Annotated in this window: 16 protein-coding genes; 5 read left to right on the top strand and 11 right to left on the bottom strand. The window is 67.3% G+C overall.

Annotation, left to right across the window (positions count from 1 at the left end; translation table 11 throughout):
* Both U5775_RS20595 and U5775_RS20590 read left to right on the top strand, forming a co-directional pair.
* A partial coding sequence (locus U5775_RS20595; protein ID WP_322059930.1) for a DUF6402 family protein occupies positions 1 to 218 on the top strand: 218 nt, incomplete at its 5' end.
* Positions 215 to 574 carry a hypothetical protein gene (locus U5775_RS20590; RefSeq protein ID WP_322059929.1) on the top strand — a complete coding sequence of 120 codons (360 nt, stop codon included), beginning with the start codon at positions 215 to 217 and terminating at the stop codon, positions 572 to 574. The genes U5775_RS20595 and U5775_RS20590, both read left to right, overlap by 4 nt.
* A 99-nt stretch (positions 575 to 673) precedes the next feature.
* Here the strand turns inward: U5775_RS20590 and U5775_RS20585 are convergent, their stop codons facing one another.
* From U5775_RS20585 to U5775_RS20560, 6 genes are all read right to left on the bottom strand, one after another.
* Entirely contained in the window at positions 674 to 1,792 is a 1,119-nt protein-coding gene (locus tag U5775_RS20585) for a sn-glycerol-3-phosphate ABC transporter ATP-binding protein UgpC (protein ID WP_322059928.1), read from the bottom strand.
* A gap of 96 nt (positions 1,793 to 1,888) precedes the next feature.
* Positions 1,889 to 2,575, bottom strand: coding sequence for an HAD family phosphatase (locus U5775_RS20580; RefSeq protein ID WP_322059927.1), 687 nt, complete (start codon positions 2,573 to 2,575; stop codon positions 1,889 to 1,891).
* Positions 2,576 to 2,595: 20 nt separating this feature from the next.
* Positions 2,596 to 3,474 carry a carbohydrate ABC transporter permease gene (locus U5775_RS20575; RefSeq protein WP_415913614.1) on the bottom strand — a complete coding sequence of 293 codons (879 nt, stop codon included), beginning with the start codon at positions 3,472 to 3,474 and terminating at the stop codon, positions 2,596 to 2,598.
* Positions 3,471 to 4,415: a carbohydrate ABC transporter permease gene (locus U5775_RS20570; RefSeq protein ID WP_415913613.1), complete on the bottom strand. Its 945-nt coding sequence runs from the start codon at positions 4,413 to 4,415 to the stop codon at positions 3,471 to 3,473. The genes U5775_RS20575 and U5775_RS20570 overlap by 4 nt, the downstream gene beginning before the upstream one ends.
* Before the next feature lie 144 nt (positions 4,416 to 4,559).
* Entirely contained in the window at positions 4,560 to 5,894 is a 1,335-nt protein-coding gene (locus U5775_RS20565) for a sugar ABC transporter substrate-binding protein (RefSeq protein WP_322059926.1), read from the bottom strand.
* 79 nt (positions 5,895 to 5,973) lie between these two features.
* On the bottom strand, positions 5,974 to 6,783 hold the full coding sequence (locus U5775_RS20560; protein ID WP_322059925.1) for an L-iditol 2-dehydrogenase: 810 nt from the start codon (positions 6,781 to 6,783) through the stop codon (positions 5,974 to 5,976).
* Between the two features lie 440 nt (positions 6,784 to 7,223).
* Between U5775_RS20560 and U5775_RS20555 the strand changes: the two genes are divergently transcribed.
* The 3 genes from U5775_RS20555 (at position 7,224) to U5775_RS20545 (ending at position 10,067) form a co-directional block, all read left to right on the top strand.
* Positions 7,224 to 8,204: a metal ABC transporter solute-binding protein gene (locus tag U5775_RS20555; RefSeq protein WP_322059924.1), complete on the top strand. Its 981-nt coding sequence runs from the start codon at positions 7,224 to 7,226 to the stop codon at positions 8,202 to 8,204.
* 95 nt (positions 8,205 to 8,299) lie between these two features.
* Positions 8,300 to 9,292: an ABC transporter ATP-binding protein gene (locus U5775_RS20550; protein ID WP_322059923.1), complete on the top strand. Its 993-nt coding sequence runs from the start codon at positions 8,300 to 8,302 to the stop codon at positions 9,290 to 9,292.
* A complete protein-coding gene (locus tag U5775_RS20545; protein ID WP_322059922.1) occupies positions 9,285 to 10,067 on the top strand; it encodes a metal ABC transporter permease in 783 nt (260 codons plus the stop codon). The genes U5775_RS20550 and U5775_RS20545 overlap by 8 nt, the downstream gene beginning before the upstream one ends.
* Before the next feature lie 103 nt (positions 10,068 to 10,170).
* On the opposite strand, the gene U5775_RS20540 is transcribed toward U5775_RS20545, so the two are convergent.
* The 5 genes from U5775_RS20540 to U5775_RS20520 form a co-directional block, all read right to left on the bottom strand.
* Entirely contained in the window at positions 10,171 to 11,190 is a 1,020-nt protein-coding gene (locus U5775_RS20540) for a patatin-like phospholipase family protein (RefSeq protein WP_322059921.1), read from the bottom strand.
* Positions 11,191 to 11,218: 28 nt separating this feature from the next.
* Complete coding sequence (locus U5775_RS20535) at positions 11,219 to 11,689, bottom strand: hypothetical protein (protein WP_322059920.1); 471 nt, start codon at positions 11,687 to 11,689, stop codon at positions 11,219 to 11,221.
* 59 nt (positions 11,690 to 11,748) lie between these two features.
* Positions 11,749 to 12,132 (bottom strand): hypothetical protein, encoded by a 384-nt coding sequence (locus U5775_RS20530; protein ID WP_322059919.1) that lies wholly within the window; start codon positions 12,130 to 12,132, stop codon positions 11,749 to 11,751.
* Positions 12,133 to 12,297: 165 nt separating this feature from the next.
* Positions 12,298 to 13,143, bottom strand: a complete 846-nt coding sequence (gene fghA / locus U5775_RS20525) for an S-formylglutathione hydrolase (RefSeq protein ID WP_322059941.1) — start codon at positions 13,141 to 13,143, stop codon at positions 12,298 to 12,300.
* 185 nt (positions 13,144 to 13,328) lie between these two features.
* Complete coding sequence (locus U5775_RS20520; protein WP_322059918.1) at positions 13,329 to 14,888, bottom strand: xylulokinase; 1,560 nt, start codon at positions 14,886 to 14,888, stop codon at positions 13,329 to 13,331.
* Positions 14,889 to 15,253: the final 365 nt, after the last annotated feature.

Below are 15,253 nucleotides of genomic sequence, written 5' to 3'. Positions count from 1 at the left end.
CCTATAACGGCCTCGTGGGCCAGCTCAATGCCCCATCCCTGTATCTACCCTATCCAGTCACGCGCGGTGCCATGGGGGTGAAGGGGAATGTCTATTACCCGGTACACAACAAGGATTTCCGGCAGTGGGCCATGAAGTACCAGAGGGGCGGTGATTTCATCATTTTCTCCGACCGTAAGCGTGTTCGGCTACGTCAGCCGATACGGATCAAGCTATGAGAAAGGTCGCCATCGCATTGATCGCCATCGCGGCGACCTGCGTCTACTTTGCGCATCGATCAGACGCCGGGGCGTATGACTGCGTCCGCCGCGCATCCCCTGATGGTCGCTATGTCGCCGAGGAGTGCACGCTGGATTGGGACCATGGTGACAACCCGAAGTATGTTGGCCGTGTCTACGATACCGCTGGAAAGCTGATCCTTCGAAGGACGTTCCACACACCTTCGCCGGAGATCACCTGGGCGGGCAATCACCTGCTGTTTTCGACCGGCGGCGGCGACGATGACTTTGTGGTCTTTCCACTCTCTCTCTACGACCGCCTCAATGCCGGCTACTGGCGCCTGACACAATGGTAAAAAAAGCCCGCTCGAAAGCGGGCATATAAGGCCTTGATTCAGGCCCCCTCTGCGACAATCATCGCGGCGCCGCCTCGCTCCTGAAGCGGCCCCTGTGTCTCAAGCCGCCATCTGCTGCGCGAACCGGCGTTCGAACGCAATGCCCTCGGCATCGAACAGATGGCAATGATCGGGCGTCGCGCCAAGCTTCATCGTCGCGCCGCGCTCGTGCTTTTCGAGCGGCGGAATACGCGCGATCAGGCCATCGGGCGCAACGGGCGACTCCGCGTAGAGATAGGCCGCGTCGCCGAGCGATTCCACCGTATTGGCCTTCACGCTCACGCCGTACTCGCCCGAATCGACCTGCATGTGCTCGGGGCGGATGCCCACCGTGACCTTGCTGCCTTCGCGCGCGCCCGATGCGCTATTGGGCTCCACGGCCACCTTCTGCGTCTCGCCCGTTTCGTAGCGCACGACGACGCCGTCGCTCGCCACCTGCTGCACCACGCCGTCGAGGAAATTCATCTTCGGCGAGCCAATGAAGCCCGCTACGAAGCGGTTCGCGGGCGCGTGATAGAGACGGTTCGGACTCCCAACCTGCTCGACGTTGCCCGCCGAGAGCACGACGATCTTGTCCGCGAGCGTCATCGCCTCGACCTGGTCGTGCGTCACGTAGATCATCGTCGTCTTCAGTTCGTCGTGCAGGCGCGCGAACTCGAGGCGCATCTTCACGCGCAGCGCCGCGTCGAGGTTCGAGAGCGGCTCGTCGAACAGGAACACCTTGGGCTTGCGCGTGATCGCGCGCCCGATCGCCACGCGCTGGCGCTGGCCGCCGGAAAGCTGCTTGGGCTTGCGATCGAGCAGATGGTCGATGTGCAGGATCTTCGCGGCGTTCTTCACCGCCGCGTCGATCTCGGCCTTCTTCGTGCCCGCGAGCTTGAGGCCGAACGCCATGTTGTCGTAGAGCGTCATGTGCGGATAGAGCGCGTACGACTGGAACACCATCGCAATGCCGCGCTTGGCCGGCGGCACGTCGTTCATGCGCGCGCCGTCGATCATCAGGTCGCCGCCGCTGATGTCCTCGAGTCCCGCGATCATCCGCATGAGCGTGGTCTTGCCGCAACCGCTCGGGCCCACGAACACGACGAACTCGCCGTCCGCGATGTCGAGGTTCACGTCGCGCAGCACTTCGGTTTCGTCGTAGCGCTTGAGTACGTCTCTCAGGATCACGCTTGCCATGATGTCTGTCTCCATTCGTTGCGGCGTTCAGGGCGCTTGCCCGCGCGCCGCGCTTCATTACCAGTCGATCGCGATTCGTCTTGCCGGAAGCCGCGCTCAGTGCGCGCGCGCCTCCGCCTTCTGCATCCAGTCCGCCACGAGCGCGGGTAGCGCGCGCATGTCGTCGAAAATCTCCTGCGCGCCTACTTCGCGCAATTCGAGCGCGTGCGCGTCGCCGCCCACGTGCGCGCCGCCCACGAAGCCGAGCACCGTCATGCCCGCCGCGCGCGCCGCGCTCACGCCCGCCACGCTGTCCTCCACCACGAGGCAGCCCTCGGGCGTCACGCCGAGTCCCTGCGCCGCCGCGAGATAGACGTCCGGCGCGGGCTTCGGCGCGGCCACCATATCGGCGCAATAGATGCGCTCGCCAAAGAAGTGCGTGAGGCCGTTGCGCTCGAGCACGCGGCGCACCACCGCCGCGTAGCTGTTGCTCGCGCAGGCCTTCGTGAGCGCGACGGCTGCAAGGGCCGCGCTCACGCCCGGAAAGAGCGGCGCTTGCGCCGCCTCGGTTTCGGCCACGGCGCGGATCGCGTCGACGTCCGCGGGCGTCAGCTGCCGGCCGAGCGCCTCGCTCGTGCCGCCGAGCACGCGCTCGATGCGCTGGCCGAGCAGCGGCGTGAGCACCGGCGCGACGGCGGCGCCCGGCCAGCGCGCTTCGAGCTCGCGCACCAGCACGCGCGCGGCCACGGCCTCGCTGTCGATCAGCACGCCGTCGCAGTCGCAGATCAGGGCCTGAATGGTCATGAGTGAGGTCCTTGTATTGCTTACTTGACGGCGCCGAACGTGAGGCCGCGCACGAGCTGCTTCTGCGAGAGCCAGCCGACGATCAGCACGGGCGCCACCGCCAGCAGCGAAGCCGCCGAGAGCTTCGCCCAGAACAGCCCCTCGGGGCTCGAGTACGAGGCGATGAACACCGTGAGCGGCGCCGCATTCGAGCTGGAGAGGTTGATGCTCCAGAATGCTTCGTTCCACGAAAGAATGATGAGCAGGAGTGCGGTGGACGCGAGCCCCGGCACCGACATCGGCATCAGCAGATAGACGATCTCCTGCCAGGTGGCCGCGCCGTCCATGCGCCCCGCTTCGAGAATGTCCTTGGGAATCTCGTTGAAGTACGTGTAGGCCATCCACACCGCGATCGGCAAATTGATGAGCGTGTAGACGATCACGAGCCCGCTCACGGTATCGAGCAGCCCGGTGTTCTTCCACAAGAGGTAGATCGGCACGAGCACGCCCACCGAAGGCATCATCTTGGTCGAGAGCATCCACAGCAGAATCCCCTGCGTGCGGCGGTTCGGGAAGAACGCCATCGCGTAGGCGGCCGGCACGGCGAGAATCAGGCAGACGACCGTCACGCCCGCCGAGATCAGCACCGAATTCCATGCGAACGCGAAGTAGTTGCTGCGCGCGAAGACCTCGCGGAAGCTGTCGAGCGTCGGGATGAAGAACAGCGAAGGCGTATAGGCCTGTTGCTCGGTCTTGAACGCCGTGATCGTCATCCAGAAGATCGGGAAGAACAGCGCGAGCGCGATGACCCATGCCAGCAGTCCCGGCACGACGCGCCCGACGAACTGGAACGGTGACGAACGGTTGACGGCATGCGGCGACTCGGGCGCGCGAACGGGCGATGCGGTGACTTGGCTCATTTTTCGTACTCCCCTTTGAGGTTGCGCGCGAGCATGCGCACGAGGAAGAACGACACGATGTTCGCGAGCACGACGGCGAGAATGCCGCCCGCGGACGCGATGCCCACGTCGAATTGCTGCAGGCCCATCGAGTAGATCAGGTAAGTGAGGTTGGTGGTCGCGTTGCCGGGGCCGCCGCTCGTGGTCGTGTAGATCTCGGCGAAGATCGAGAGCAGGAAGATGCTCTCCATCATCACCACCACGGCAATTGCGCGGCGCAGGTGCGGCAGCGTGATGTAGAAGAACATGGCGATCGCGCCGGCGCCGTCAATCTTCGCCGCCTCCTTCTGCTCCTGGTCGAGCGACTGGATCGCCGTGAAGAGAATCAGGAATGCGAACGGCAGCCACTGCCACGCCACGATCATGATGACCGCGGTGAGCGGATAGTCGGCGAACCAGTCGATGGGCGTCATGCCCATCGCGCGCATCGCGAGGGCCACGAGGCCGTAGACCGGATGCAGGATCATGTTCTTCCAGATCAGCGCGGAGACCGTCGGCATCACGAAGAACGGCGCGATGGCGAACAGGCGCGCGACGCCTTGCCCGATGAACTTGCGGTCGAACAGCACCGCCATCAGCACGCCGCCCACCACGGTAATCACGAGCACCGAGACGATGAGCTCGACCGTGTGGAAGATCGACGGCCAGAACGACGGGTCCGTCACGAGGAACGTGTAGTTGTCGAGGCCCGCGAAACCCTTGAGATCGGGGTTGAGCAGGTTGTAGCGCGTGAACGAATACCAGATCGTCATCGCGAGTGGAATCGTCATCCACAACAGCAGGACCGCGACGGACGGCGAGACCAGCCAGCGCGACGCCGAACGGCGCGTCTCCACGCGCTGCGGCTGAGGCGCTCGCGCTCGCTTGTTGAACAGGGGCATGGGAAGATGGAGATGACGCATGAGGACCACCCTTCTTTGTTACGCGGCGGCTCAGGGCACGGCGCCGCATCTGCTTCGCGGGGGTGCGCCGTGCCGTGCGGCCCGGCGCGCCCTTCGCTCTACTGCGCTGCTACAGGTGCGCCGGGCTACGGCGCGTTGCTGCGCTTACTTCTGATAGCCGGCCTGCTTCACGGCGCGGTCGGCGGCGGCGTTGCCGGCCGCGAGCGCCTGATCGACGCTCATCTGGCCCGCCACGGCGCCCGCGATGCTCTGGCCCACGACCGTGCCGAACGACTGGAATTCAGGAATCCCGACGAACTGGATACCCGTGTACGGCACCGGCTTGGCCGTCGGATGCGTCGGGTCGGCGGTCTGGATCGCCTTCAGCACGAAGTCAGAGAACGGCGCGGCCTGCTTGTACTCGGGGCGCTGGTAGGTCGAGACGCGCGTGCCCGACGGCACCGAGGCCCAGCCCTCGTCCTTCGCGACCAGCTCGATGTACTGCTTCGAGGTGGACCATTCGATGAACTTCTTCGCGGCGTCCTGCGATTTCGACGACTTCGGAATCGCGAGCGCCCACGACCACAGCCAGTGCGAGCCGTTCGGCGTGACTTCGGTCGGCGCCGCCGCGAAGCCGATCTTGTCGGCAACCTGCGACTGCTGCTTGTTGTAGAGAATGCCGGCCGCGACCGTGGCGTCGATCCACATCGCGCACTTGCCCGACGACATCAGCGTGAGGTTCTCGTTGAAGCCGTTCGAGCTCGCGCCCGGAGGGCCGTCCTTCTTCAGCAGATCGACGTAGAACGTGACGGCCTTCTTCCACTCGGGAGAGGTCAGCTGCGCGTGCCACTTCTCGTCGAACCAGCGGCCGCCGAAGGTGTTCGCGAGCGTGGTCACATAGGCCATGTTCTCGCCCCAGCCGGCCTTGCCGCGCAGGCAGATGCCGTAGGTGCCTTTGGACGGGTCGTTGAGCTTGTCGGCGAAGGTCTTGATCTGGTCGTAGGTCGGCTGCTCGGGCATCGTCAGGCCCTTCGCCGCGAACAGATCCTTGCGGTAGTACGTCATCGAGCTTTCGACGTAGAACGGCAGCGCATAGAGCGTGCCGTTATACGAGAGTCCGTCGCGCGCCGTCTTCACGACGTCGTTGAGGTCGTAGTCGGCGGGCAGGTTCGTCAGCGGCGAGAGCCAGCCGCGCTTGCCCCACTGCGGCGCCTCGTAGGTGCCGATCATCATCACGTCGAACTGGCCGCTATTGGTCGTGATGTCCGTCGTGGCGCGCTGGCGCAGCACGTTTTCTTCGAGGATCACCCAGTTCAGCTTGATGCCCGGATTGGCCTTCTCGAAGGCCGGCGAGAGCTTCTTGAGCTCGAGCATGTCCGGGTTGTTCAACATCGCGATCGTGACGGTCTGCGCGTGCGCCGCGCCCGCCGCGGCAATGAGCGCGAACGCGCTGGTCGCGCGGCACAAGCGCGAGGCGGCGCTCCGCAAGGCTGGTTTCATGGCGTTGTCTCCTTTCCTTGTTTGCTACGTTATGTCGTGCTGCATGGGCCGAAGTCGCCGGAGCAGCTCCGGAGGGCGTTCAGCTCATCCAGTTGCCGCCGTCGACGTTGAGCGTCTGCGCGGTGATGTAATCGGCGTCGGCGGAGGCGAGAAAAAGCGCGGCGCCAGTGAGATCGCCGGGCAAGCCCATGCGGCCGAGCGGCACTTCCTCGCCCACGAGGCGCTTTTTCTCGCCCAGCGGCCGGTGCTCGTAGCGCGCGAAGAGCGCGTCCACCTGATCCCACATCGGCGTGTCGACCACGCCGGGCGCGATGCCGTTCACGTTGATCTTGTGCGGCGCGAGCGCGAGCGCCGCCGATTGCGTATAGCTCAGCACCGCCGCCTTGGTTGCGCAGTAGTGCGAAACGAGTGCCTCGCCGCGACGGCCCGCCTGCGACGACATGTTGATGATCTTGCCGCCCTGCCCCTGCTCGACCATGCGGCGCGCGACCGCCTGCATCAGGAAGAACATGCCCTTCACGTTCACGGCGAAGAGGCGGTCGTAGATCTCCCAGGATTCGTCGAGCAGCGGGCGCATGTCGAAGAGCGCCGCGTTGTTGAAGAGGATATCGATGCAGCCGAAGCGCTCGACCGTGCCCGCGACGATGCGCTCGATGTCCTCGCGGCGCGTGACGTCGGCGCTGAGGGTGAGCACGCGTTCGGCGTAGCCGGAGGCGGCGGCCAGCGCGGGGGCGATGGCGTCGGCGGGTTTCACGTCGACCAGCACGCAGCGCGCGCCTTCGTCCAGATAGCGCTGCGCGACGGCCTCGCCGATGCCGCTCGCCGCGCCCGTGAGTACCGCCACCTTGTCCTGCAAACGTCCTGCCGCCGGATTCGCGGAATGTGCCACAGGGTTGTCTCCATTTGCGTTCGTCGAGCGGCCGGCGCGCTGCCGTGGGCCGCCACCTGAACTATCGCTCGATGCCTGAGCATTTGCTCGATTAGTGATCGAATGATCGGACACGGACGCACGCATGTCAAGGCGGACATACGCGATTCCCGGCAGATTTCGATGGTGCGGCGCGCAAGGGGGATCAACGGCGCAGGAGCATTTGGCGCGCCCGGTGGCCCGGTCTGGGCACGCGTCGGGGCGTGCCTGGACATGCTTGGGTGCGCGTTCAGGCGGCGTTTTGAGCGGGTGGGCCGCCCGACTGGCTGATTGGCTGGCTCGCCAACCGTGGTGATACGTTATATCATCTCGCCTTCACAGAACTTTGCATCTTCCGGGCGTGGCGCAGACGCGCCCGGATACCTTCAAGCCACGTTCTCGCTCCGTCCAAGGATAGAACCATGCCTGCTATCACCCGTGCAGTCCGCATGACCCCGCGCCTGCCCGGCCGGCTTGCCCTCGCTCAAGCCGCCGCCGCGCTCCGGCGCGCCGCCCTGCCCGCCGTGGCGGCCTGCCTCGCGCTCGGCGCCCTGCTCGGCCCGTGCGAGGCCGCCCATGCGGCGGACGCCCCGGGCGCCGCCCTGCCCGTCGTCGCCGGGGAAAACTTCTACGGCGACGTCGTCAAGCAGATCGGCGGCGCATACGTGAACGTGACGAGCATCCTGAGCAACCCCGACCAGGACCCGCACCTGTTCGAGGCCAGCCCGAAAACCGCGCGCGCGCTCCAGCACGCGCGCCTCGTGGTCTACAACGGCGCCGACTACGATCCGTGGATGACCAAGCTGCTCGCCGCAACGGGCAGCGGCAGCGCCCAGCGCACGATCGTCGTGGCCGCGGATCTGGTCGGCAAGAAGGCCGGCGACAACCCGCACCTCTGGTACGACCCGCAGACCATGCCCGCCGTCGCGCGCGCCGTGAGCGCCGCGCTCGGCGCCGCCGACCCGGCGCACAAGAGCGTGTACGATGCCAACCTTGCGACCTTTCTCGGCTCGCTCAAGCCGCTCGACGACAAAGTCGCGGCGCTGCGCGCGCAGTACAAGGGTCAGCCCGTGACGGCGACCGAGCCGGTGTTCGGCTACATGGCGGACGCGATCGGCCTCGACATGCGCAACATGCGCTTCCAGATGGCGACGATGAACGACACCGAGGCAAGCGCATCGGACATCGCGGCGTTCGAGCGCGACCTGCGCGAGCGCCGCGTGCGCGTGCTGATCTACAACAGCCAGGCGACGGAAGCGCTCACGCGGCGCATGCTGGGCATCGCGAAGCAATCGAAGGTGCCGACGATGAGCGTGACCGAGACGCAACCCGCCGGCGTGAATTTCCAGCAATGGATGCTCGGCGAGCTCGACGCACTGGCGAAAGCGCTCGCGCAAAAGTAAAGTCGTCGTCTCGCGCCAGTTGTTAGCCATAGTTAGCCATAGTTAGCCATACGGCCGGCGCCCTCCAACGCAGTCCACATCAGGAAACAGAAGCGATGACCGAGGCCGTGCCCTCTCACCACGCACATGGAGCACATGCAGCGCACGCCTCCCACGGGCACGCCGGGCACCGCGCGGCGCAGCCCGTGCTCACGCTCGCGGGCGTGACGCTCACGCTCGGCGAGCGCACGATCCTGCGCGACGCCAACTTCGCCGTGAACCAGGGCGAATTCATCGGCGTGCTGGGGCCGAACGGCGCGGGCAAGACCACGCTGATGCGCGCGATCCTCGGCCTCGTGCCCGCCGCGCACGGCGCGATCCGCGTACTCGGCGAAAGCGTGGCGCGCGGCAACGCGAAGATCGGCTACATGCCGCAGACGCGCACGGCGCTCGCGAGCCGCCGCGTGCGCGGCCGCGATTTTGTCGCCATGGCCGCCGACGGCCATCGCTGGGGCCTGCCGCGCGCCGACGCCGCCACGCGCGCCGATGTCGCGCGCGTGCTCGATCTCGTGGGCGCCTCGAAGCTCGCCGACCGCCCGCTCTCCGAGCTCTCCGGCGGCGAGCGCCAGCGTCTGCTGCTCGCGCAATGCCTGCTCGGCGACCCGAAGCTGCTGCTGCTCGACGAGCCGCTCATCAGCCTCGACCCGCATCACCAGCGCGGCGTGGTCGAGCTCGTGCGCCGCGTGCAGCGCGAACTCGGCATCGCGGTGCTGTTCTCGGCCCACGAGCTCAATCCGCTCCTGAACTCGCTCGACCGCGTGCTCTATCTCGGCAATGGCGTGGCGGCGCTCGGCAGCGTGGACGAAGTGATCACCGCGCCCGTGCTCTCGCGACTCTACGGCTCGCCCATCGAGGTGATGCGCATGAAAGGCCGCATCTTCGTGATGTCGGGCGACGTCGAGGTCGAGAAGCACGACCACGAGCATGAGCACGATCACGACCACGCGCACGACCATGGCCACAGTCACGGTCACAGCCACGACCACGGCCACGGCCACGGCCACGGCAGCAACGACAACAACGCACACGGCCATACGCACGATGCTTGAATACGATTTCATGGTGAACGCCTTCGCGGCGTCGGGCATCGTCGCGGTGCTCGCGGGCATCGTCGGCTACTTTCTTGTGCTGCGCGGACAAACCTTCGCGGGCCACGCGCTTTCGCACGTGGGCTTCACGGGCGCGACGGGCGCCGTGCTGCTCGGCGTCTCGCCGATGTGGGGCATGGTGGGCTTCACGCTCGCCGCCGGCGTGTCGATGGGCGCGCTCGGCGAAAAGCTCGCGGGCCGCGACGTGGCCATCGGCGTGATCCTCTCGCTCGCGCTCGGCTTCGGCCTCTTGTTCCTGCACTTCTTCACGTCGTTCGCCACCCAGGTCACAGCGCTGCTGTTCGGCAACGTGCTCGGCGTGGGCCGCGACACACTCGGCATTCTCGCGGCGCTGGCCGTGGCGAGCCTCGTCGCGCTCGCGGCCATCATGCGCCCGCTGCTGTTCGCCTCGCTGCAGCCGGAGCTGGCCGAGGCCAAAGGCGTCTCGCTGCGGCTCGTCTCCGTGCTGTTCCTCGCGATCGCCGCGCTCGCCGTGGCCGCGTGCACGCAGATCGTCGGCGTGCTGCTCGTCTTTACGCTGATGGTGGGGCCCGCCGCAGCCGCGCAGAACCTCACCACGCGCCTCTCGGCCGGCCTCGCGCTCGCCGCACTGCTGGCGCTCGCGCAGGCGTGGATCGGCGTCACGCTCGCCTACTACACCGACTGGCCGACGAGCTTCTGGATCACCGCGCTCGCGGCGCTCGTCTATGGCGCAAGCCTGATCGGGCGGCGCTGAGCGTTTCAGCACGCGCACTTGCAGAGACAAAAACGGCGTTGTTCCTCGCGGAGCAACGCCGTTTCGCTTTCCGGCCTGCTGGCGCGACGCGATCGATACGAGCTCAGGTCTCGCCGTCGCCCATGATGAAACGCAGGCGGCGCGTCTCGTCGGGCCGCGCGACGAGCGCCTCGAAGCGCTGGTCGGCGAGCCGCGTGAGCGCCACCGTCGCGTCGGGCGTCGCCACGTCGAGGTCGCGCAGGATCTGCTGATCGCCGCCCGCCTCGCTGTCCAGATGCAGATAGCTCGCCTTGAGCTCGCGCATGCAGGTGGCCTGCGCCATGCGCTCCTGCGCCTGCATGGCCAGATCGAGCGCGGGCTGCGCCCAGTAGAGCCCGCGCAGCGGCAGGCGGCTCGGCACGCTCTTGTGCTGCACGCCCGTGGTGCCCACGCCGAGCATGCGCACCGGCACGCCGCGCCGCTGCGCCTCGCCGAGCGCGTGCGCATCGGGGCAGTTCGCGGCGAGGCCGCCGTCGAGGTGCCAGTCGTCGTCGAGCATCAGCGCGGGGAAATGCGCGGGCGCCGCCGAGGTCGCGCGCGCGGCTTGAAGCAAGGTGCAGGTGTCGGCGTCGTCGCCGGCCAGGCCGCGGCTACGCAGCAGGCGCAGCTCGCCCAGCGACCAGCTCACCGTCGTGAGCATGAGCGGCTTGTCGATCTCGGCTAGCGTCTTGCCGGCCCAGCCGTCGAGACAGGCGACGATCGCCGCTTCGAGCGGTCCGGCGTCGTAGACGGTCTTGCTGACGAGCTTCTTCAGCTTGCGCAGCAAGAGCTTTGGAAAGATCGACGGCCCCCATTGCGCGAGCATCGCGTAGAGCTCGCGTGCGGCCACGCCGGCCGCGAGCCCCGCAGCGAGAATGCCGCCCACCGAGGTCCCGGCGATCATGTCGAAGCGCGCGCCGATCGGGACGGCGGACCCCGCCCCGAACTTGTCGCTTTCTTCGATGCGCGCGAGCAGCCGCGCCGTGTAGAGCCCACGATAGCCGCCGCCCGAGAGGCTCAGCACGCGCGTGCAGGCGGGCGCGAGCGTGAGCCGGCCTTCGGGCACGCGGAACGGGTCGTCCCGCGCGTTGCTCGACGGACTCAATGAACCGTCAGGCGCGCTATCCGGTGGCCTACTCAAGGGCCTCGTCCTCGAGCAGGGAGACGACGCCCACCTGGAGCTTGCGCAGTTCCCGGTGGTACGCCTCGTCGGGCTCGACGAGCGTGCAGCCGTTGGCCACGGCGGTGGCGATCACCATGCGCGTGTCCTGACCGACCGGATACCGCGTGCCGGCCTTGTCGATTTCGAGCGGATGATGGCCGCGCCACTGCTCCCATTCCGCGGCCTCGCTTTCGCCGAACGGCAGCATGACGGAGCCGTCGTCGACGAGCGCGGCGAGGCGCGCTTCGAGCGCCTTCCGGAACGCCGCGCGGCGCGGCTCGCTCATCTTGTGCTGGCCAATCACCTGGCGCGCGGCCGCGACGCTGATAACGCTCAGGTTAATGTCGCGCGCTTTCACACCGCCCTCGATCCATTTGCGCGAGGCGGTGTCTTCGATGCACATGTCGATGAGCGTATTCGTGCCCAGCAGAAATCTCGGCATGGACGGCCTTTATTCGTTTTTCGGGTGGCGCGGCGTGCCGCTTCTGTACAGCAGCAAAATCAGCGCGGCACGCGGTAGTGATCGCCGGCGTCGACGGACACGTCGCGCGGCAGCCTGCCCGTCGCCGGCACCGAAGGCAAGCCGGCGAAGACTTCGGCCACGGTGCGGTCGCTGACCGTGTTCGACATCAGCGCGACGGCCTGGTCGAGGCCGAGAATGATGAACGGCTCCGGGCCCTGGTTGACGATCTCGACCGAGCCCGATTTGACGCGCTTGAGCACGCTCGAATAATTCGTCTTGAACGCCGAAATGGGCGTGCCCACGGCGTTGACGTCGGTGGCGCCCACGCGCGCGGCAATCGCCTTCACGGCCGCCTGGAAATCGACCATGCGTCGCTCGGCGGATTCCTTGCTGGCTTCGGGCTCGATGAGGGATGCTCGCATGGCGGATGACTCCAAAAAAGACCTGATTGACCAGATTTTAGTACCAACCTGACCAGATATCAAAGTTTCGCACGGGGTCGGATACGCGAATGAACGCGCGATAAAAAGGGCCTCGACGCACCGCGTGGAGGCCCTTCGAACACCGAGGCACGAACCCGGCGAGCGTTACTTCAGGAGCACGCGCGCGTGATGCGTGAGATGGTCTTCGATAAAGCTCTGGATGAAGAAGTAGCCGTGATCGTAGCCCTCGTGACGGCGCAGCGTGAGCGGCTGGCCCGCCGCCTTGCACGCGGCTTCGAACACGTCGGGGTTCAACTGGTTCGGCAGGAACGCGTCGGCCAGGCCCTGATCGACGAGGATGCCCGCTTCGAACTTGTGCGCGGCCAGGCCCACCAGCTCGCTCGCGTCGTACTGCTTCCACGCCTCGCGGTCGTCGCCCAGATAGCCGCTGAACGCCTTCTCGCCCCACGGACAGCGCGTGGGCGCCGCGATCGGCGCGAACGCCGAGACCGAGCGGTAGATCTCCGGGTTGCGCAGCGCGAGCATCAGCGCGCCGTGCCCGCCCATCGAGTGGCCGAAGATGCCGAGCCGCGCGCCGTCCACGGGCAGGCTCGCGGTCACGGCCTCGCGCAGCTCGTCGCGCACGTAGGAGTACATGCGCCAGTGCTTCGACCACGGCTCGCGCGTGGCATCCACATAGAAGCCCGCCCCCACGCCGAAATCCCAGGCCTCGGCTTCGCCTGGCACGTTCGCGCCGCGCGGGCTCGTGTCGGGCGCGATCAGCGCGATGCCGTGCTGCGCGGCGAAGCGCTGCGCGCCCGCCTTGATCGGGAACGTCTCCTCGGTGCAGGTCAGCCCCGCCAGATAAAACAGCCCCGGCACTTTGCGCTCGCGCGCCTGCGGCGGCAGATACACCGAAAAGCGCATCGGCAGGCCGATCGTTTCCGAATCGTGCTTATAAATGCGCTGCACGCCGCCGTAGCAGGCGTGCTCTTCAATCTGGTCCAGCATCTCCATGCCCTCGCTGTTCAATGTGTAAAGGACAACCGGGCGAATCGACTCGCCCTTGTTCATCAGGTCGAAGCCTTCGTCGATGTCAATCTTACCTTCGATGTAGCCGCCGACGATCTTCAACCCGATCGCAGCAACGCGCGCCGATACCCCAATGAGCGCCGTGGACTTCTTGCTGCGTCTCGCTACGACACCGGCGCGAACCACGTCCGCACGCGGCCATACAGATCGATGAAGCGCGCGTAGCGCTGCATCAATGCAGCGTCGGCGCGCGGTGCCGCCACGCGGGTCGCGGCGGGCGCGAGCGCCGCGAGCTCGTCCATGCGCCAGTGCCCGCAGGCGACGCCGCCGAGCAGCGCCGCCCCGCGCGCAGCCGCATTCGGACAGTCGATGGCGTCGAGCGGCGCGCCCAGCACATCGGCGAGCAATTGCCGCCAGCGCGCATCGACGGAGCCCCCGCCCGCGAGCTTGAGCACCGTAATCGGCGCAGGCGGCCTGCCTTCTTTATCGACAGCGCCACCAACAGCGCCATCGCCAGCGGCAGCACCGGCCGCGGCCACCGCATCCGGCACGCCGCGCAGCGCGTCGAGCCCCGCGCGCAACGCGAACGCTACGCCCTCGAACGCGGCGCGCATCAGCACACCGCGCGTGTCGCCGAGCCCCGCGCCGAGCCAGCCGCCGCGCGCCGCGGGATCGAGCCACGGCGAGCGCTCGCCGCTCAGGTACGGCAGGAACGCGAGCGTCTGCGAAGGCGGCGCGGCGAAGGCTTCCTCGTAGGCTTCGCGCCAGTCGCAGGACAGCCAGCCGCGCGCCGCTTCGAGCGCCACGCCCACGTTCTGCATCGCGGCCATCGCGTACCAGCCGCCGCTCGCCGACCGGTAGCGATGCAGGCCGCGCCGCGCAGGCGGCTCGCCGATCGACGTCACGACGATCTGGCCGCCCGTGCCCGTGGTCAGCAGCGCGTCGCCGTCTTCGCGCAGGCCGCTGCCCAGCGCCGCGCACGGCGTGTCGCCGGCGCCGGTCGCGAGCACGATGCCGGCGGGCAGGCCGAGCGCGCGCGCGGCCTCGGGACTCAGCGTGCCGCTCGCCGCCGACGAGGGCGCAAGCGGCGCGAACCAGCGCGCCGGCAAGCCAAGCCGCTCGATCAGCGCGACGTCCCACGTGCCGTCGGGCGCGGCGAGCGCGGTCGCGCAGGCGTCGGACGGATCGGCCACGAAGGCTTGCCCGCCTGTATCCGTCGACCCGGCGAGACGCACGCGCAGCCAGTCCTTCGGCTGCAGCGCCCAGCGCGCGGCATCGGCCGTCGCGCGCTCGTTCAGCGTCAGCCAGTACAGCAACGGCCCGGCCATGCCAGGCGCAACGGGATTCGGCTGGGGATTCGCTTCACTATCAGACGAGGAACCGGGCCACGCATCGAGCAACGCGCGCGCACGCGTGTCGGGCCATAGCATCGCGGGACGCAGCGCCTGGCCCGTCGCGTCGGTCAGCACCACGCCGTGCATCTGCCCGGAGAAGCCGATCGCGCGCACCCGCTCGCGCTCGCCCGCGGGCAGGCGCTCGCACGAGCGCACGAGCGCGTCCCACCAGCGCTCGACGTCGATCTCGGCCCAGCCCGGCTGCGGCGTCTCTAGCGTATAGGCGATGCTCGCGGCGGCGCGCTCGACGCCCGCCTCATCGACGATGGCGACTTTGAGCGAACCGGTGCCGAGGTCGATACCGAGAAAGCACGTCTGCGTTGCGTTCATGCGAAGTGACTGGGGGAAATGGATGGGAGGCGTGCGGTTCGCTCATCGCGCGCATCGATCAAGACGATCGGCACGATCAGCACGAAGCGAAGCGGCCATGAAAGAGATAAAAGGGCCATGATAACGGCACCCGATTCATGCCGCGAGACCCGGTCGCGCGAGACCTTGGAGAGGCGAAATCGAGCGTGCCGCGCGAGCCTCGAAATGATGCAAATCGCATGCGTTCGCGGGTTAACCCAGGGGTCTATTTCGACATGCAAAATGGCTCACATGCGGAAAGCGAAATATAGATCATAATGAGCGAGCCATGTGCTCTGGGGTCCGACCGGCGCCTGGCGGCACGCGAAATGGCCCATTCGTGTGCG

It is taken from the genome of Paraburkholderia sp. J63 (assembly GCF_905220245.1).
Taxonomy (GTDB): domain Bacteria; phylum Pseudomonadota; class Gammaproteobacteria; order Burkholderiales; family Burkholderiaceae; genus Paraburkholderia.
This window is presented reverse-complemented; position numbering and strand designations above follow the sequence as displayed.